This window comes from Sphingobium sp. SG1 (genome assembly GCF_057063145.1).
In genome coordinates this window covers 71,079-88,164 of record NZ_JBVVOJ010000006.1, presented here as the reverse complement: position 1 = coordinate 88,164, position 17,086 = coordinate 71,079, and the positions used below count along the sequence as shown (strand labels likewise).

General features: G+C 67.2%; 17 protein-coding genes and 1 other RNA gene. 12 read left to right on the top strand and 6 right to left on the bottom strand.

Annotation, left to right across the window (positions count from 1 at the left end; translation table 11 throughout):
* Positions 1–9 precede the first annotated feature (9 nt).
* Positions 10–1,647, top strand: coding sequence for a molybdopterin oxidoreductase family protein (locus tag AC0KVN_RS14825; RefSeq protein ID WP_435567150.1), 1,638 nt, complete (start codon positions 10–12; stop codon positions 1,645–1,647).
* Positions 1,648–2,146: 499 nt separating this feature from the next.
* On the opposite strand, the gene AC0KVN_RS14820 is transcribed toward AC0KVN_RS14825, so the two are convergent.
* Together AC0KVN_RS14820 and AC0KVN_RS14815 are read right to left on the bottom strand one after the other, a co-directional pair.
* Complete coding sequence (locus AC0KVN_RS14820) at positions 2,147–3,316, bottom strand: glycosyltransferase (protein WP_435567149.1); 1,170 nt, start codon at positions 3,314–3,316, stop codon at positions 2,147–2,149.
* A gap of 57 nt (positions 3,317–3,373) precedes the next feature.
* Positions 3,374–3,937, bottom strand: coding sequence for a helix-turn-helix domain-containing protein (locus AC0KVN_RS14815; protein WP_004210404.1), 564 nt, complete (start codon positions 3,935–3,937; stop codon positions 3,374–3,376).
* A gap of 100 nt (positions 3,938–4,037) precedes the next feature.
* On the opposite strand from AC0KVN_RS14815, the gene AC0KVN_RS14810 reads away from it, so the two are divergent.
* A complete protein-coding gene (locus AC0KVN_RS14810; RefSeq protein ID WP_004210406.1) occupies positions 4,038–4,496 on the top strand; it encodes a DUF6456 domain-containing protein in 459 nt (152 codons plus the stop codon).
* Between the two features lie 218 nt (positions 4,497–4,714).
* Here the strand turns inward: AC0KVN_RS14810 and AC0KVN_RS14805 are convergent, their stop codons facing one another.
* From AC0KVN_RS14805 to AC0KVN_RS14790, 4 genes are read right to left on the bottom strand one after another with little or no spacing between them, the layout of a single operon-like run.
* Positions 4,715–5,257, bottom strand: a complete 543-nt coding sequence (locus tag AC0KVN_RS14805) for an NUDIX hydrolase (protein ID WP_483656190.1) — start codon at positions 5,255–5,257, stop codon at positions 4,715–4,717.
* Positions 5,254–5,880, bottom strand: a complete 627-nt coding sequence (locus tag AC0KVN_RS14800; protein WP_435567311.1) for a TPM domain-containing protein — start codon at positions 5,878–5,880, stop codon at positions 5,254–5,256. Before AC0KVN_RS14800 ends, AC0KVN_RS14805 begins: the two co-directional genes overlap by 4 nt.
* Before the next feature lie 50 nt (positions 5,881–5,930).
* Positions 5,931–6,731: a TPM domain-containing protein gene (locus AC0KVN_RS14795; protein WP_029547562.1), complete on the bottom strand. Its 801-nt coding sequence runs from the start codon at positions 6,729–6,731 to the stop codon at positions 5,931–5,933.
* A gap of 10 nt (positions 6,732–6,741) precedes the next feature.
* The gene (locus AC0KVN_RS14790; protein ID WP_435567147.1) at positions 6,742–7,344 is read right to left on the bottom strand and encodes a LemA family protein; all 603 of its coding nucleotides are present in this window, start codon (positions 7,342–7,344) and stop codon (positions 6,742–6,744) included.
* A 101-nt stretch (positions 7,345–7,445) separates the two neighbouring features.
* On the opposite strand from AC0KVN_RS14790, the gene mscL reads away from it, so the two are divergent.
* From mscL to AC0KVN_RS14740, 10 genes are all read left to right on the top strand, one after another.
* On the top strand, positions 7,446–7,880 hold the full coding sequence (mscL, locus tag AC0KVN_RS14785; protein WP_004210412.1) for a large conductance mechanosensitive channel protein MscL: 435 nt from the start codon (positions 7,446–7,448) through the stop codon (positions 7,878–7,880).
* Positions 7,881–8,024: 144 nt separating this feature from the next.
* On the top strand, positions 8,025–8,297 hold the full coding sequence (locus tag AC0KVN_RS14780; RefSeq protein WP_004210413.1) for a hypothetical protein: 273 nt from the start codon (positions 8,025–8,027) through the stop codon (positions 8,295–8,297).
* A gap of 136 nt (positions 8,298–8,433) precedes the next feature.
* On the top strand, positions 8,434–10,803 hold the full coding sequence (locus AC0KVN_RS14775) for a chemotaxis protein CheA (RefSeq protein ID WP_435567146.1): 2,370 nt from the start codon (positions 8,434–8,436) through the stop codon (positions 10,801–10,803).
* A gap of 11 nt (positions 10,804–10,814) precedes the next feature.
* A complete protein-coding gene (locus AC0KVN_RS14770) occupies positions 10,815–11,252 on the top strand; it encodes a chemotaxis protein CheW (RefSeq protein WP_017500268.1) in 438 nt (145 codons plus the stop codon).
* 84 nt (positions 11,253–11,336) lie between these two features.
* Positions 11,337–11,702 (top strand): response regulator, encoded by a 366-nt coding sequence (locus tag AC0KVN_RS14765; protein ID WP_004210416.1) that lies wholly within the window; start codon positions 11,337–11,339, stop codon positions 11,700–11,702.
* 64 nt (positions 11,703–11,766) lie between these two features.
* On the top strand, positions 11,767–12,861 hold the full coding sequence (locus AC0KVN_RS14760) for a chemotaxis protein CheB (RefSeq protein WP_435567145.1): 1,095 nt from the start codon (positions 11,767–11,769) through the stop codon (positions 12,859–12,861).
* Positions 12,861–13,730, top strand: a complete 870-nt coding sequence (locus AC0KVN_RS14755) for a CheR family methyltransferase (protein WP_182115363.1) — start codon at positions 12,861–12,863, stop codon at positions 13,728–13,730. Before AC0KVN_RS14760 ends, AC0KVN_RS14755 begins: the two co-directional genes overlap by 1 nt.
* A 137-nt stretch (positions 13,731–13,867) precedes the next feature.
* Positions 13,868–14,566: an N-acetylmuramoyl-L-alanine amidase gene (locus AC0KVN_RS14750; protein WP_004210419.1), complete on the top strand. Its 699-nt coding sequence runs from the start codon at positions 13,868–13,870 to the stop codon at positions 14,564–14,566.
* A gap of 29 nt (positions 14,567–14,595) precedes the next feature.
* Positions 14,596–14,981: RNase P RNA component class A (gene rnpB, locus AC0KVN_RS14745), an RNA gene on the top strand.
* 55 nt (positions 14,982–15,036) lie between these two features.
* The gene (locus tag AC0KVN_RS14740) at positions 15,037–17,046 is read left to right on the top strand and encodes a hypothetical protein (RefSeq protein ID WP_435567144.1); all 2,010 of its coding nucleotides are present in this window, start codon (positions 15,037–15,039) and stop codon (positions 17,044–17,046) included.
* Positions 17,047–17,086: the final 40 nt, after the last annotated feature.

The following is a 17,086-nucleotide window of genomic DNA, read 5'->3' as shown; positions in this document are numbered from 1 at the left end:
CCCTTTGACATGGCAGTGATACGCACGCTTTGCGGCCGGTGCGGCGTCGGCTGTGGCCTGCGCGCCATCACCGGCGAGGATCGCGACCTGATGGTCGAGGGCGACCGGATGCATCCGGCCAATGCCGGGCGGCTGTGCGGGCGCGGGCTGGAGATCGCGGAAGAGGTCGGGCTGGAAGGGCGATTGCTCCAGCCGATGATCGACGGTCGGCCGCAACGCTGGGAGAAGGCGATCGCACAGGTTGCGCGGCGGCTGTCGGCGGTGATCGCTCAGCATGGCGCGGGCAGCGTGGCGCTGCATGTCGGCGGCGGCCTGCTGACCGAGGATTATTATGTCGCCAACAAGCTGATGAAGGGCTTCATCGGTTCGGCCCATGTCGATGCGGGCTGGGCCGCCAATGATGGCGCGGCGCTGGCGCAGCGCGCGGCCTATGGCGAGGATGTGATGCCCGCCGCCTATGAGGATATCGAGCGGGCCGAACTGATCCTGATGATCGGCGCGGATCTGGCGCAGGATCATCCGGTGCTGAACGCGCGGATCGCGGCGGCGCGGGCCGAGCAGGGCGTCGAACTGCTGTTGCTGGCGGCGCCGGGCGAGGGGACGAGCATCGAGGCGGATCTGCGCATCGACGTGCCGCGCGACCGCATGGCGTCCTGGATCGCCGGGCTGCTGCGCCATTGCCATGACACAGACGCGACGGATGACGACTATCTGGCGCGCAGTGTCAGCGTGCCCGATGATTTCTGGGCGCAACTGCGGACCCGCCATGATCTGTGGTCGGTGGCGCGGGGGTGCGGCCTGTCGCCGGTGGAGTTACGTGCGCTCTATGACCGGATCGCCGCGGTGCCGCGGATCGTGACGCTGTTTGGCGGCGCGGACGAGGGGCTGGCACGGGCGGTGATCGATTTCCATCTGGCAACCGGACGGATTGGCAGGCCGGGGGCGACGCCCTTTGCCATGACGGCCGCGGCCAATGGCATGGGCGGGCGCGAGGTCGGCTGCAATGCGACGGGGCTTGCGGCGCATCGCGGCTTCACGGCGGAGGCGATGGCCGAAATAACCCGTTTCTGGTCGGCCGAGGCGATGGCGACCGGGCCGGGACTGGACGGCGCGGAACTGGCCGAAGCGGTCCGGGGCGGGCGCATCCGCGCGCTGTGGAGCATAGGCGGCGACGGCATCGATCCGGCCTGGCTGCGCGCAGCGCTGGACGCGGTGCCGCTGGCGGTCCGCTCCACCCCCTGGGCCGATCCCGAGCGGGACGGGCGCGGCATTCTGCTGCCATCGGCCAGCTGGGTCGAGAAGGACGGCACGCTGACCGGGGCGGACCGGCTGATCAGCCGCCAGCGCCGGCTGTTCCCGCTGCCCGGCGAAGCCAAGCCCGACTGGTGGATCGTCACCCAGGTCGCGCGCGCCATGGGCTGGCAGGCGGCCTTCCATTATGAATGGGCGGCGGAAATCTATCGCGAGCATGTGCGCCTGACCGCCTATGGCAATGACGGCGCGCGGCTGCTCAACCTGCGCCGCCATGCCCCGATTTCCAACCCCGCCTATGAGGAACTGACCCCCTGGCGCTGGGGCGAACTGCCGTTCGACGAGGGACGCTTCCCGACGCCGGATAGCAAGGCCCGCCTGCTGCCCCTGTCCTAGGCGGTAGATCGCCGGGCGATGAGGCGCCGACGCGACAGTAGAAAGTTCACACCGTTATGCGGCATATGGTGGCGCGGCTTCTGGCGGATTTGCGCCAGGTCGGTCGGCGCGGGGTAATGGCCGCGCGACGATTAGACGCCGGTGCCGCACCTGCGACGCGACAGCGAGGCAACGGGGAAAGGACAGCGACGCGACAGTGTCGCGTGGGCGGCGGCAGTGGAGGCGGGAAAGGGCGCGGCGTTCCATCGACGCATGTGGAACAGAAAGGACGCGAGTAGGAAAGCGATGGGGCTGCTACCGACCAGAAGCAGACCTGTTCCCCCTCCCGCAGGCGGGAGGGGGTTAGGGGGTGGGCTGGGCATCGCGAAGCCCACCCCGCTGCGACTAACGCGCTGTGCGCGCAAGTCTCGCTGCCCCTCCCGCCAGCGGGAGGGGAATGGCGGGAAACCACCCAGCTTCGGCATCCCAGCGGAGGGCTAAGGCCATATTCTGGATAGCTTCAGCCCCGCGCCATGTCCGTGAGGTGATCGAGCAGGGCGTCGCCATTGGCCGTCCAGGTGAAGCGCAGGGCGGCGGCACGGACGGCGTCGCGCTCGGGCGGGGCGGCCAATATGTCGGCGATGGCTTCGGCCAGGGCTTCGGGTTCACGATCGACGATCTTACCGGCTTCGGGGCGGTCGAGCAGTTCGCGGGCGCCGCCGACATCGGTGATGACGATCGGCGTGCCGCAGGCGAGCGATTCCACCCAGGCATTGGCGAGCCCTTCGGATTCCGACGGCAGCGCCATCACGTCGGCGGCGGCATAGAGGCGCGGCAAGCGGTCGTGCGGCACCGAGCCGAGGAAGCCGATGCGCCGTTCGACGCCGAGTTCCTGCGCGAGATTTTCGAGCATCCGGCGATATTGGCCCTGGCCGGCGAGCAGCAGGGTGGTGCCGGGCAGCAGCGGCAGGGCGCGGACCAGAATATCCTGGCCCTTGCGCGGGATGAGCGCGCCGACGCAGAGGATCAGTGGCCCTTCGAAGCCGAGCGCGGCCTTGGCCTGATCGCGGTCGGCGATTTCGAAGCGATCAAGGTCGACCCCGGTATAATGGACCCGGATCTTGTCGGCATCGATGCCCATCCGACCCATGGAACGACGCATCGCGGCCGAGACGGCGAGCAGGCCGGCGGCGCCGTCGGCGGCGCGCTTCACCATCTTCCTGGTGCCGCGCTGCGTGCCCCAATGATGAATGTCGGCGCCGCGTGCCTTGACCGAATAGGGGATGCCAAGCGCCTTCGACAGGCGCTGGGCCACCGGACCATCGGGGAAGAAGAAGCTGGCGTCGATCACGTCGAACGGAGTCTGGGCGTGCAGCCGCTTGACCAGCGGCAGGATCGCGCGGGTCATGGTGAGGACGTTGGTGCGGCCGCCGAATTTCGGGATGATCGGGAAGGTCGGCCGATAGACGGTCAGATCCTTCCACCTTTCCTTGGGCGGCAGGGCGCGCAGCGGGGCATAGCGGCCGGCGCGCGACAGCGGCCAGGGCGGCATGCCGATCGGGGCGACGACGGTGACGCTGACGTCGGGGCGGCTCGCCAGTTCGCGGGCCTGTCGCTCCACGAAGACACCGAAATTGGGCCGGCTCATGTCCGGGAAGAGCGTGGAAAGCGTGAGGACGTTGAGTGTCATGGGCCCTCCCTACTGCATGTCGGTTAAGCGAGGCTTAGGCGTGGCGGGGGCGCTTGGCTATAGCCGTCGGACGAGTTGCACCGCCACTGCGCCCCAGGGTGGGTCGGTCAGTACCTGTTGCCGGGCGCCATGGCCGAGCGGCAATATCTGGAGCCGGTCGCCCTCGCGGCCGATGAGGCGGCCGAACAGGAAGCGGCCGGCGGGGCGGGGGAAGAGGACGTCGCGGTTCAAGGCGCTGGCGAAATCGGCCGGGGCGATGCGACGGCACCAGATGGCGTCGCCGCTGCGATAGTCGCCTATGCTGGCATTGACCTGGATGCCGATCATGCCGTCGGCGGGCACGGGCGGCGGGAAGGACAGGGCGCGGACCGGTGCGCGCGCGCCCTCCGGCCCGAGCAGGGCGGCGACGGGCACTTCGCTCTGGCCGGGCAGGGCGACCAGTTCCGCGCTGGTGACGCCGAGCGCATCGGCAATCCGGTTCAGCCATTTGACCGAGACGGTGCGGGTGCCGGTTTCGAGCCGGCCGATGGTCTGGGCGGTGGTAGGCGGCAGGCAGAGCAGGCCCACCTGTTCCAGCGTCAGGCCCTTGGCCTTGCGGACCTCGCGGATGCGGGTGATCATGGCTGTCCTCGGGTTGATAACCTATTTGGTTTTCTCTTTCCTACAGATTATCCGTCGTGGCAAGCCCCTGGCCTTCGCCACCCTGTCAGGAGATGCCGCCATGGCCACCCAGTTTGTCGACCAGATGATCGAAGACCCTGCCGGCAAGATGCAGGCGGTGAAACTGCATCTGGGGGAATCGCCGCTCGGCTGGCTGCATGCGCGCGGCCATGTGAGCGACCGGCAACTGGCGGCGGGCGAGAGGTTGCGGCGCGACTGGGAGCAGGCGGGATTGGGCGCGCGGGTGACGATGCGCTGGGACGGGGCACCGGCGGAGCGGCGACGGGGCGGCGCGGCGGCGATGCCCGATCCGAGCGCCGCGCAGTTGTCGGCGCGCGAGCGGTTCGACGGCGCGGTGCGGGCGGCGGGGCCGGGACTGGCCGACATATTGTGGCGGGTGGTGTGCGCGGGTGAGGGGCTGGGGCCGGCGGAACGGGCGCTGGGCTGGCCCAGTCGCGCGGGCAAGCTGGTGCTGGGACTGGCGCTCGACCGGGTGGCGGACTGGTATCGGATGGGGTGAGGGGGGCTAAATGAACCGTCCGGGCTGAGCGAAGTCGAAGCCTTCGGCCGAGCGGCGCGAGGCGATGACTTCGCCTTCGCTCAGTCATGCCCTTCGACTTCGCTCAGGGCGAACGGAATAAATATGCAGCGGCCCGTAGCGCCTAGGCCATGGCCCCCGCTGCGCTCGCTACCCACCCCAACCCCTCCCTGGAAGGGAGGGGCGCGGTATGTTTGCATTCAGGCCAAGAATCCTGCGCCGAGCAGCAGGAGCAGCTTCACGTCCATGGCAAAGCCCTGGTCGCGCCAGGCGGCGATCTGGTCCGGCAGGGTGGCGAGGGGGACGCGGTGGACGCGGATATCCTCGCTGTCGACGCCGCCGCCCTCGCCGGTCTTTACCAGATCATGGGCGCGGAACAGGGTGAAGCTTTCCGAGACCATGCCGGGCGAGCTGAAAAATTCGCCGAGCGATTCGAGGCGGCCGGGGAGATAGCCGGTCTCCTCCTCCAGTTCGCGGCTGGCGGCAAGGCTGGCGTCCTCGCCAGCGTCATGATCGCCGACCAGGCCCGCGGGCAGTTCGATGCAGCGCCTGCCGAGCGGCACGCGATACTGGTCGACCAGCAGGACATGGCGGCCGTCCGCATCCTCGTCGATCGCCAGGATGACGGCGGCACGGATGCCGCGGGCGCGGCCGACATATTCCCATTTGCCGCGCTTCTTGGCGGTAATGAAGCGCCCGGTCCACATGACTTCCTCGGGCGCATTCCAGTCATTGTCGCTCATAATTCGATCAGTCTGTCCGGCAGTTCGTTGATGTCGTCGGCGGCGCGGGGGAAGTGCGGCGCCAGGATCGCGCCGACCCGGCCGATGGCGAGGGCTAGCCCTTCACCCGGCCGGTCGTCGCGCACCGCATCGATCAACAGCGCCATCGCCTCGCCCCAGGCTTCCGGCGTGACGCGATCGTTGATCGCCTTGTCGGCGACGATTTCGGCGCGATGCTCGTCGAGCGAGAGATAGATGAGCACGCCGGTGCGGCCGGCGGTGCGGGCCTCGGCAGCGGCGCGGAACAGCAATATGGCGCGGCGTCGGACCCGGCGCGCCTTGGTCGCGCGCGGGGTGAGCGCCATGCGCAGCTTCATGATCGCGAGGAGGTAGCGCACCACCAGGAAGTCGAGGATCAGGTCGCCCAGCAGGATGGTCAACATCTTCCAGTCGGCGACCTGATGGTCCCAATCGCCCAGCAGCCGGCCGGCCAGGTCGCGCAGATAGTCCGGGAAGAAGGCGAAAAAGGCGAGGGCGACGAACACGGTGCCGATCGCCCAGTGCAGGCCGACATCATGATAGGCGTCGGACCGGCGCGCGACGATCGGCACGATCTCGCCCGATGTCTGCTGTTCGGCCTCCATCACGGCGGCCGAGACAAGGTCATGATCGCGTTCGCTGAACTGAACCGGCTTCACCAGCTGCCTCCCGCACCGCCGCCGCCAAAGCTGCCGCCACCGCCGGAAAAGCCGCCGCCATCGCCGCCGCCCCAGCCACCGCCGCCACTGCCCCAACCGGAACCGCCGCCGCTGCCCCATCCGCTGTCGGACGGGCCCCAGATGATGACAGGGCCGGCACCGCCGCGATAGCGGCGACCGCGGCCGCCGCGGCTGGCGAACATCGATATGCCGACGATGACGATCACGATGACCCAGAAGACCAGCATCACGGCGCCGCCGCCGCTGTCACCCTTACGCTGCTCCGCCTCGGCTGCGGCGGCGCGCGCCTTGGCCTCCTCGGGCGGCAGGGTCAGCAGGGTGGCGAGTTCGTTGACACCCGCATCGATGCCGCCGGGAAAGTCGCCCGCCTTGAAGCGCGGGATGATGGCGGTGCGATAGATGCGCGAGGCGAGCGCGTCGGTGACGATACCCTCGACACCATAGCCGGTGGCGATCCACACCTTGCGCTCGTTCGGGGCGACCAGCAGGATCGTGCCGTCGTCCTTTTCCTTGCTGCCGATGCCCCAGCTGCGGCCGAGCTGATAGGCGTAGTCGCCAATCTCATAGCCCTGGAGATCGGGCACGGTGGCGACCACCACCTGCCGGCCGCTCTGCTTGTCGAGCGCGGCCAGCTTGGCGGTCAGCGCCTGCTCCTGCTGCGGCGAGAGCAGATTGGCGGCATCGACCACCTGGCCGGTCAGCTTGGGAAAGGTCTGTGCCTGCGCCGCCGGTATGAAGACCAGCAGCGCAAGGACCAGCAGCAGGCGCCGCATCATCGTTATCGGCTCAGTTGCCGAAGTCGACCTTGGGCGCTTCTTCCGCGCCGGGCGTGACCGCCTGGAACGGGGCCATGGGCTTGGCGCCATGGATCAGCTTGGCGCCGATCGCGTCGGGGAAGGTGCGGATGCGGGTGTTATAGGCCTGCACCGCTTCATTATAGTCGCGGATCGAGACGGCGATGCGGTTTTCCGTGCCTTCCAGCTGCGACTGGAACTGCAGGAAATTCTCGTTGGTCTTGAGGTCGGGATAGGCCTCGACCGAGGCGAGCAGGCGGCCAAGGCCCTGGCTCAGCTGTGCCTGGGCGGCCTGATATTGCGCGACCTTGGCCGGATCGGACAGGTCGGCGGCGTTGATCTGGATCGAGGTCGCCTTGGCGCGGGCCTCGGTCACGGCGGTCAGCGTCGCCTGTTCCTGCTTGCCGGCGGCCTTGACCGTGGCGACGAGATTGCCGGTGAGGTTGGCGCGGCGCTGATATTGCGCCTGGACGTCAGCCCATTTGGCCTTGGCATTTTCCTCGGCAGTGGGGACGCTGTTGATGCCGCAGGCGGACAGCGCAAGTGCGCCCATGACCGGCAGCAAAAGGCGGGAGAGGCGACGCGGGAAAAGCATGGAACATCCTCGGCTCTGTTTCGCTGACGGAAATAGGGCGTTGTCGGATGGCGTGCAACGGGCCATGCAGAGTTTATCGAAGGCGAGACAAGAGGTTCATCATGGGGCTGATTTCGGAATTCAAGACGTTCATCAATCGCGGCAATGTCATGGACCTGGCGGTTGGTGTCATCATCGGTGGCGCGTTCGCCACCATCACCAAGTCGCTGACCGATGACCTGATCATGCCGGTGGTCGGCTATCTTTTCGGCGGCGCTGACTTTTCGGGCTACTTCCTGCGCCTGGGCGACCTGCCCGAGGGGTTCAAGGGCAATCCCAACAGCTATGCCGACCTGAAGGCGGCCGGTGTCGCCATGTTCGGCTGGGGCCAGTTCCTGACCGTGCTGGTCAATTTCATCATTCTGGCCTTCATCATCTTCCTGCTGGTGAAGCTGGTGAACAAGGTTCTGGCCAAGCCCGAGGAGGCGCCGGCGCCGGCCGTCACCCCCGAGGATATCGTGCTGCTGCGCGAGATTCGCGACTCGCTGAAAAAATAAGCGATTGCGACGAACCGAGGCCCCGGTGGGAACCATTGGGGGCGCGGCCGGTTGATCGGCGTCAGGGTTCGGGATGGCATGGATCGTCCCGGACCTCGTGTCGAACATGTCTGCCCTAAAGGGGGCGCAACAGGAGAAAACGCTGTGAAAAGCTTCGTCGCAATCCTTGGCCTTGCCAGCATGGTCTCGCTCGCCGCGTGCGATTCCAAGCAGGAAAACAAGGTCGAGAATGCCTACGAGAATCAGGCGGACGCTCTCGACAATCAGGCCGCGAACATGGAAGCGATGGCCGACAACCTGTCGGGCAACGCCGAAAACGCAGCCGAAAATGCGGCCGACGCGCTGGAGAACAAGGCCGACGCCACCCGCGAGGCGGGCGAGGCTGCCGCCGACGCGGTGGAGAAGAAGCAGCACTGATCCGCTGCGGCACCGACCATCGGGCCAAAGGGGCGTCGCGCTTGCGGCGCCCTTTTTCTTTGCCTGCCCGCGCCTTTAACGGCCCCTTAACCACGGCCGGCCATGGTGCCCTCGCGCGCATCCAAAGGTCGTGGGAATGGACGAGTTACTTCAGGAATTCATATCCGAAACGCAGGAAACGCTGGAGGCCCTGGCGGGCGAAGTCGTCGCCTGGGAGGCCAATCCGGGCGATAGCCAGCGGCTGGACGCCATTTTCCGCTTCTTCCATACGGTGAAGGGCAGCTGCGGCTTCCTCAATCTGCCGCGCTTCGAGAAATTGAGCCACGCGGCCGAGGATGTGCTGTCGGAGATTCGCGCCGGCAACCGCAAGCCCGATCCCGCGACCGTCAGCGCGGTGCTGGCGATCATGGACCGGATCGGCGAACTGGCCGAGGCGGTGGCGCGCGGCGCGGCGCTGCCTAACGAGAATGACGAATATCTGATCGGCGCGCTGACGCAGGTGGAGGCGCCGGCCGCGCCCGCCGCAGAAGCTGAGCCCGAAGAGCCGGCGGCCCCGGTCGCGGCGGTGCGCCAGGGCCAGGCGCTGCGCACCATCCGCCTGCCGCTGTCGCTGATCGACCAACTGATGAACGGCGTGTCGGACATGGTGCTGGCGCGCAACGAATTGTCGCGCAAGCTGCGCGACCGGTCGGCCGATCCCGAACTGGACAGCGCGTTCGAGCGGCTGTCCACCTGTGTCGCGGACATGCGCGACGTGATTTCCAAGACCCGCATGCAGCGGGTCGAGCGCCTGTTCGCGGCGATGCCGCGCATGGTGCGCGACCTGAGCCGCGATCTCGACAAGCGGATCGAACTGAGCCTGGAAGGCGGCGATGTCGAGATGGACCGCGAGATGGTGGAGATGGTCGTCGACCCGCTCACCCATATCGTGCGCAACAGCATCGACCATGGCATCGAGACGCCCGAGCGGCGTCGTGCGGCGGGCAAGCCGGAGGCCGGCCGCTTGCGGCTGGAGGCGCGCCAGTCGGGTAACCAGATCGTGATCGAGATCAGCGACGATGGCGCCGGCATCAACACCGCGCGGCTGGTCGAAAAGGCGATCGCAGCCGGGCGCCTGACGCCCGATGCGGCGGCGCGGATGACCGAGCAGGACAAGCTGGACCTGATCTTCCAGCCGGGGCTGACGACGGCCGCCAAGGTGACGGCGGTGTCGGGGCGCGGTGTCGGCATGGACGTGGTGCGCGCCAATATCGAACGGATCGGCGGCGTCATCGCGCTGGACAATCATCCGGGGCAGGGGCTGCGCATCACGCTGCGCGTGCCGCTGACGCTGACCATCATTCCGGGCCTGATCGTGCGCGCCGGCGGGCTGCATTTCGCGATCCCGCGCGCGGCGGTGGTCGAGATACTGCACGACAATAACGAGATGATGCAGATCGCCGATGTCGGCGGCGCCAAGATCGCGACGATCCGGTCGCTCCGCCATTCGATGATCGACCTGGAAGATGTGCTTGGCATGGACAAGCCGCAGCAGATCGGGCCGCGCGCCGTGATGGTGGTGCGATCGGCGACCGGCGTGCCCTTTGCCATGGGCGTGTCCGCGGTCGAGAATCATGAGGAACTGGTGATCCGTCCCGCATCGCCGCTGGTGATGGCGAGCGGCGTCTATGCCGGCATGACCCTGCCCGACAATGGCAAGCCGATGCTGCTGCTGGATGCGGCGGGTCTGGCCAATGCGGCGCGCCTGCCGAACCTGATCGACGATCGCGCCCATGGGGCGGTGGCGGATGCCGCCGCGCAGGAAGCCGGCGTCGAAATGGTGGCGGCACTGCGTTTCGAGGAATTGTCGGGCGAACGGCGCCTGCTGCGCCTGTCGCTGATCGAGCGGGTCGAGGATATCGAGGCCAGGCTGTTCGGCCGGTCCGGCGGCCAGGCCTTCGTCCGGCTGGACGAGCGGCTGGTGCCGGTGGTGAACGGCCGCCACGCCTTTGCCGAGGACAAGGTCTGTGCGCTGCGCCTGCGCGATGGCAGTCTGGAAGCCTGTTACCCGGTCGCGGCGGTGCTGGACATCGTCCAGATGCCGCTGGTGCCGGACATGGTGGCGATGCACGGCATGCTGAGCGGTGTCGCGGTGGTCGATGGCGAGCATCTGGAGGTCATCAACCCCTTCGCCCTGTTCGCCGCGCTGCCGCAGGAGCCGATCGCGCCGCATAGCCGGGGCCGCTGCCTGCTGGCCGATGCGGAGGATGGCTGGACCCGCGAGATATTGGCGCCGCTGCTGCGCCAGGCCGGGCATGAGGTCGTGCTGGGCCTGCCGGGCGACGCCGTCGATGCGCAGGATATCGTGCTCTATTCGGCCGGCGATGTCGGCCAGGTGGCCGAAATCATGGGATGCCGGGTGGTGCATCTGCGCGCCACGCCGCGGGCCACCGGGCCAATGGATGCCAGCATCTACCGCTATGACCAGGACGCGCTGATGGCGGCGCTGTCCGGCGCACGCGGATAAGGGGAAGAGCGATGGAGCAACTCTATCTGTTGGCGACGCTGGCCGGCGCCCGCATCGCGGTCGATGCCAGCGAGGTCGAGGCGGTGGTCAAGCTGACCGAGATATCGCCCGTGCCCGGCATGGGCGTGCATGTTGCGGGCCTTTCCGCGCTGCGCAGCCGGGTGCTGACGATCATCGATGTCGCCGCGCTGATTCATGGGCGCGCGACCCCGGCGGACCAGCGCGACCTGGCGATCATCGCCAATATCAGCGGTCATAGCTATGGCCTGATGGTCGATGGCGTGTCGGACATCTGCCGCGTGCCCGAGGGCGAACTGCCGCTGCGCGGACAGCTCGACCCGGCCTGGATGCCCTTTGCGCGCGGCGTGGTGGAGCATGAGGGCGTGCCCCATCTGCTGGTGTCGCTTGCCGGCTTCATCGAGGCCGGTGCCCAGGCACAGGCGGCCTGATCGCTTGACCGCGTCGTTTACCATTTCCTCGCCTTTCGCGTTTACGCCTCTCTTCCCGGCACGTAAAAATCAAAGGGACGCTTCATGAAGAACTGCCTGGTCGTCGATGATTCCAAGGTCATCCGCAAAGTGGCACGCCACATATTGGAATCGCTGGACCTGACCGTGACCGAAGCGGTGGACGGGCAGGATGCCCTGACCCAGTGCGAGGCCAGCCTGCCCGATGTGGTGCTGCTCGACTGGAACATGCCGGTGATGAGCGGGATGGAATTCCTGCAGGCGCTGTCGGCCACCAAGATGGAGGCCCGGCCCAAGATCATCTTCTGCACCACGGAAAACGGCATCAGCCATATCAAGGCGGCTGTCGAGGCCGGTGCCGACGAATATGTGATGAAGCCGTTCGACCGCGAGACGCTGGAGAGCAAGCTGGCGATCGTCGGGGTCATCTAGGTCCGATCCCTCCCTTCGAGGATATCGCCGTCTTTCCCAGCCTCTTCGTTCTGAAAGCCCGTCAATGACCGTCTTCGTGCCGACCATGGTCAGCCTCGACAGCCACACCGCTCCCGCGGTGCGCACGCTGGTGGTTGACGATTCGGTGGTGGTGCGCACGGTGATCGAGCGCATCCTGAACGCCGATCCCGGCTTTACCGTCGTCCACAAGACCAACAGCGCGGAAAATGCGCTGCGCTATCTGGCCGAACATAGCGTCGACCTGGTGCTGCTCGACATCGAACTGCCGGGCCAGAGCGGCCTGGCGGCGCTGCCCGCGATCCTGCGATCGAACCCGCAGGGCAAGGTGGCGATCCTGTCGGGCCGCTGCGAGGAGGGCAGTGCGGCGGCGATCGAGGCGCTGGCGCTGGGCGCGAGCGATATCCTGTCCAAGCCGGGGAGCGGCAGCTTTGGCGAGCAATTTCCCCAGGCACTGATAGAACGGCTCGGCCGGCTGTTCGGCGGTGAAGCGCCGACGGCACCGGCGCAGCGGTCGACCATGGTTCCGCCCGCCCATGCGACCGGCGCTGCGGTCGAACCCCTGGCCTGCCTGGGCATCGGGGCGTCGACCGGGGGCATCCATGCGCTCAGCCAGTTGTTCAGCGGCCTGACCGCGCCGCTGGGCGTGCCGATCCTGCTGACCCAGCATCTGCCGGTCAGCTTCACCGTCTATTTTGCGCAGCAACTGGCGCGCATGACCAGCCTGCGGGTCAAGGTGGCGCAGGCCGGCGATCTGCTGGCGCCCGACACCGTCTATGTCGCGCCGGGCGACGCCAATCTGCTGCTGCGGCGCGGGCTGCATGGCCGGGTGAGCGTGGTGCTGGACCCGGAACGGACGCCGTCGGGCAATCTGCCGGGTGTCGATCCGATGTTCGCTGCCATGGCCGATGTCTATGGCGCGGGCGCGGCGGGGATCGTGCTGACGGGCATGGGTCGCGACGGCACGGCCGGGGCGCGGGATATCGTGGCAGCGGGCGGCTGGATCGTTGCCCAGGATGAACCAAGCAGCGTGGTATGGGGGATGCCGGGATCGGTCGCAGGGGCAGGGCTGACCTGTGCCCTGATGGAACCCCATGCGATCATGGATTTTGTCGCACGACGCGGAAAGATAAACGACTGATGGCCTTGCCCCCTTCCAGGATGGGATCGGGCGCTGCCCGGATTTTGACGGGTCTGCTGGAAGCGCGGACCGGCCAGGTTCTGTCCGAGGGGCGGGCCTGGCGCATGGAGACGGCGCTGAAGCCCGTGCTGCGCGATCATGGCCTGCAGGATATCGACGAACTGGCCGGCAAGCTGTTGCGCAGCCGCAATCCGCGGCTGGACGAGGATGTGGTGAACGCCCTGCTGAACAACGAAAGCAGCTTCTTCCGCGATCTGCAGATATTCGACCTCATTCACCGGCAGATATTGCCGCGCATCCAGGAAGCGCGGGGCGACCGGGTGCTGCGGATCTGGAGCGCGGGCTGTTCGACCGGGCAGGAAGCCTATTCGCTGGCGATCCGCTTCTGCAACGAGGCGGCGCGCTGGGCGGGCTGGCGGATCGAGATATTGGCGACCGATATTTCGAGCGCGGCGATCGACCAGGCGCGCAGCGGCATTTTTTCGCAGATGGACGTGCAGCGTGGCCTGCCGATCGGCGACCTGATCAAATGGTTCGAGCCGGCTGGCGATGACTGGCGGGCGAACCCGGAGCTGCGACGGATGATCGATTTCCGTCAGGATAATCTGTTCGCCGCGCGGGTTCCGACCGGCGCCTATGACCTGCTGCTCTGCCGTAATGTACTGCTCTATTTCTCGCCCGAACGGCGCCAGAGCGTGTTCGACCTACTGGCCCGGCACAGCCACGACCGATCGGTGCTGCTGCTGGGCGCGGGCGAGACGGTGATCGGCCAGAGCGAGGAATTTGTGCCGCACCCCGAATTTCGCGGCAGCTATGCGCGGCGGGGGCCATCGGCCGATGCCGGCAATTCGGCCCGGCGCGCGGGCTAATCGTCCGCCGATCATTTACCACGCTTGATTGCCGCGCCGGTCTCGGCCATGATTCCGCTTGTGGCTGCATGACGCGGCGCGACGCAGGGCGGAACAGGGCGTGAGACTGGACTTTTCGTGGTGACGGGCCCTTTGCGATGACCGACATCCCCATGATCGAGACGCCGTCGCCCAATTATGACGAGCGCAGCCTGCCGATCACCATGCTGGTGCTCCATTATACCGGCATGCCGGACGCGGCGAGCGCCATCAACTGGCTGGCCAATGCCGAATCCAAGGTGTCGGCCCATTATGTCGTGACCGAGGATGGGCAGATCATCCGCATGGTGGCCGAGGACAAGCGCGCCTGGCATGCCGGCCGGTCGCACTGGCGCGGCATCGACGATGTGAACAGCGCCAGCATCGGCATCGAGATCGTCAATCCGGGGCATGAATGGGGCTATCGGCCTTTTCCCGAGGCGCAGATGGGATCGCTGATCCCGCTGGTGCATGACATCGTCCAGCGCCACCGGATCACGCGCGGCAATATCGTCGGGCACAGCGACATCGCGCCCGCGCGCAAGCAGGATCCGGGCGAACTATTCCCCTGGGGGCAACTGGCGCGGTTGCGGCTGGCGTTGCCGCGACCGACCAAGAATCTGATGGACCCGCACTGGACCGACAGCGGCTTCATGCTGGCGCTCGAACGTTTCGGCTATGACATTGCCGAGCCGGAGCCGGCGGTCGTCGCCTTCCAGCGGCGCTTTCGCCCCGAACTGATCGACGGCGTCATCGATGGCGAATGCCGGGCGATTTTGCTCGCCCTGTTGCTGCCCAAGCCGACAGGGGATGACTGACCCGATTTTTGCGCCTATAGGCGCCTGTGCCAGAGGGCCGGGCGGCCGCGGCGTGGCGGGTAACTTCCACGGCGAGGAAAGTCCGGGCTCCACGAAATGACGGTGCCGGCTAACGGCCGGCTGGAGTGATCCAAGGGACAGTGCAACAGAAAGCAGGTCACTAAGGCTTCGGCCCAGTGAAATTGAAAGGGTGCGGTAAGAGCGCACCGCGTCTGCGGCAACGCAAGACGGCACGGTAAACCCCACCGGGAGCAAGACCGAATAGGGGCGGCGCGCAGCTTGACTGCTAGGTCTGTTTCGACTGAGACCGCTCGGGTTGGTTGCTTGAGGGACGGAGCAATCCGTCCCCTAGAGGAATGGTCGCCTATCCCCCTTTGGGGGTGGACAGAACCCGGCTTACAGGCCCTCTGGCATTTCCCCTGTTGCGAGGTTATCGCAATAACCGGTCCGCGGTCTTGGGGGGATTCGGTTTGCGTAACAGATATTTGGCCTTGCTGATGGCGATGGCCGCCATGCCCGCTATCGGCCATGCGATGCAGGATGCGGCGCCGGCAGCGCCTGCCCCAGCCCCCGCAACGCCCACGCCCGCAACTGGCACGATCCAGCAATTGTTCGAGCAATCGACGCAAGCCACCGAGGCGGCGGATTATCCCCGCGCGCTTGAAATCCTCACCACGCTCGAAGGCCGGGTGGTGCGCAATCCGCGCAGCCTGGCGATCGTGCGGGTGCGCAAGGCGATGGTACTGGCGGAACTGTCGCGCTGGGCCGAGGCGCGCGACCTGCTGAACCAGGCGGCGCCGGCCCTGCCCAGGGATGATACCAGCCTGTCGACCGACCGCTATCGTGCCGCCTACACGCTGGGGCGCGTGTCGATGGGCGACCTCGACTATGTCGGTGCGCTGGCCCATTTCAGCGCGGCGCTGGCCGAAGCGGAGGGGCCGGCGGCGCGCATCCAGGCGCTGCTGGGGCAGGCGCAGGCCGGTACGTTCGTCGATCCGGCCGAAGCGCTGAAGGCCGCCGAAACGGCCAATGCCATCGCGGTCGCGGACCCCAAGATGTTCGACAAGGCGTCGCTGGCGCATATCGACCTGATCCGGGGGCGGGCGCTGCTCAATCTGGGCCAGTTCGATCCTGCGGAAAAACTGTTCGCGCGGGCGGTGAAGCAGCAGGGCGGGCTGACCACCAGGGTCGATTTCGATGATCTGGTGACCCGGTCGGATGCGTCGATCGCGGCCATGCTGGCCGGCCATCGCGACACGGCGCGCAATTATCTGGTCTATACCGGTGCCGGGCGCATGCCGCAGCAGGACTTCACCCAGGGCGCGGACATGGCGCTGCCGCGCTGTGGCGAGGATGGCGTCCAGCCCGAGGATTATGCCGTGGTGGAATTCGGCATCAGCGATAGCGGCGCTGTTTCCTATGCCCGGCCGGTCTATGGATCGCGCCCCGGCCCTTCGGCGCTCGCGTTCGCGCGGGCGGTGCGGGACTGGTCGTGGCGGCCCGATGACGTCAATAAGATCCCGGCGCTGTTCCGGTTCGTGACGCGGCTGGAACTGCGTTGTTCGACCGCGGAAGGTGGTCCGTCGATGCTGGCGGGGCCGACCAAGGCGCTGGGCGACTGGCTGGAGGCCAAGCGCGTTCCCGGCCCGGTGCTGGACAATGTGCCGATGACCCGGCAGCGCGCGCTGCTGTTGCAGCAGGCGCAGCTGATCCGTAGCCAGAAGGGCGACACGACGGTGGAGCTGGTGCCGGTGCTGATCCCGCTGCTCGCGGGATCGATGGCCGCGCGCGAGGATGTCGAGACCTATGGCCCGCTGCTGCGCCGGGTGGTGCGGACGGCGGATGCCCCGCCGCTGGCGCAATTGCGGGTCGACCGCCTGGTCCATGATGCCGCCGAACATGTGGATATCCGTATCCGGGCCGATTCCCCCTATGCGTTGCGCGCCGCAGATTATCAGGCCGATGCCGATGCACGGGCGACCTTCGCGATCCTGGCCTATGATGATCTGAGGCCCAGGGAAAAGGCCGGGTCGCAGGCGCTGTTGAACGCGGTGATCGATGATGGCGCCTTGCCGGCCAATGATCCGCTGCGCGTGGCGGCGCTGGTGCGGCGGGCGAGCCTGCAGGCGACCGGCGGCAATCTGGAAGCGGCACGGGCCGATTATGCCGCGACCGGGCTGTCGGCGCAGCAATGTTCGATCGTCGATGCCAAGCCCAGCCTGCGCAGCGCGCCGGTATCCTCCGCGGATTATCCCACGGACATGGTGTCCGTGGGTGTCGAGGGATGGACGCGGGTTCAGTTCGACATCGCGGCGGACGGCACGACGCGCAACCAGCGGGCGGTCATCACCTATCCGCCAATGATCTTTGGCACCAACGGCACGAAGATCGTGACGCGGGCCAAATATGAGCAAAGCTATCGTCCCGATGGGGGGCTTGGCTGTGGCGGCAACATGCAGGGCGTGACTTTCCGTCGCTAATCCCGGCGCAGGGCTGGCTTTCCGGGCGCGGCTTCCCTAA

What these genes read in the sequence shown, in the direction of transcription:
- AC0KVN_RS14825 (WP_435567150.1), top strand. Translation starts at nt 10, where the DNA reads ATGGCAGTGATACGCACGCTTTGCGGCCGGTGCGGCGTCGGCTGTGGC.
- AC0KVN_RS14815 (WP_004210404.1), bottom strand. Translation starts at nt 3,937, where the DNA reads ATGATCACCCGCATCCGCGAGGTCCGCAAGGCCAAGGGCCTGACGCTG.
- AC0KVN_RS14810 (WP_004210406.1), top strand. Translation starts at nt 4,038, where the DNA reads ATGGCCACCCAGTTTGTCGACCAGATGATCGAAGACCCTGCCGGCAAG.
- AC0KVN_RS14775 (WP_435567146.1), top strand. Translation starts at nt 8,434, where the DNA reads ATGGACGAGTTACTTCAGGAATTCATATCCGAAACGCAGGAAACGCTG.
- AC0KVN_RS14820 (WP_435567149.1), bottom strand. Translation starts at nt 3,316, where the DNA reads ATGACACTCAACGTCCTCACGCTTTCCACGCTCTTCCCGGACATGAGC.
- AC0KVN_RS14750 (WP_004210419.1), top strand. Translation starts at nt 13,868, where the DNA reads ATGACCGACATCCCCATGATCGAGACGCCGTCGCCCAATTATGACGAG.
- AC0KVN_RS14800 (WP_435567311.1), bottom strand. Translation starts at nt 5,880, where the DNA reads ATGGAGGCCGAACAGCAGACATCGGGCGAGATCGTGCCGATCGTCGCG.
- AC0KVN_RS14805 (WP_483656190.1), bottom strand. Translation starts at nt 5,257, where the DNA reads ATGAGCGACAATGACTGGAATGCGCCCGAGGAAGTCATGTGGACCGGG.
- AC0KVN_RS14790 (WP_435567147.1), bottom strand. Translation starts at nt 7,344, where the DNA reads ATGCTTTTCCCGCGTCGCCTCTCCCGCCTTTTGCTGCCGGTCATGGGC.
- AC0KVN_RS14795 (WP_029547562.1), bottom strand. Translation starts at nt 6,731, where the DNA reads ATGATGCGGCGCCTGCTGCTGGTCCTTGCGCTGCTGGTCTTCATACCG.
- AC0KVN_RS14770 (WP_017500268.1), top strand. Translation starts at nt 10,815, where the DNA reads ATGGAGCAACTCTATCTGTTGGCGACGCTGGCCGGCGCCCGCATCGCG.
- AC0KVN_RS14760 (WP_435567145.1), top strand. Translation starts at nt 11,767, where the DNA reads ATGACCGTCTTCGTGCCGACCATGGTCAGCCTCGACAGCCACACCGCT.
- AC0KVN_RS14755 (WP_182115363.1), top strand. Translation starts at nt 12,861, where the DNA reads ATGGCCTTGCCCCCTTCCAGGATGGGATCGGGCGCTGCCCGGATTTTG.
- AC0KVN_RS14765 (WP_004210416.1), top strand. Translation starts at nt 11,337, where the DNA reads ATGAAGAACTGCCTGGTCGTCGATGATTCCAAGGTCATCCGCAAAGTG.
- mscL (WP_004210412.1), top strand. Translation starts at nt 7,446, where the DNA reads ATGGGGCTGATTTCGGAATTCAAGACGTTCATCAATCGCGGCAATGTC.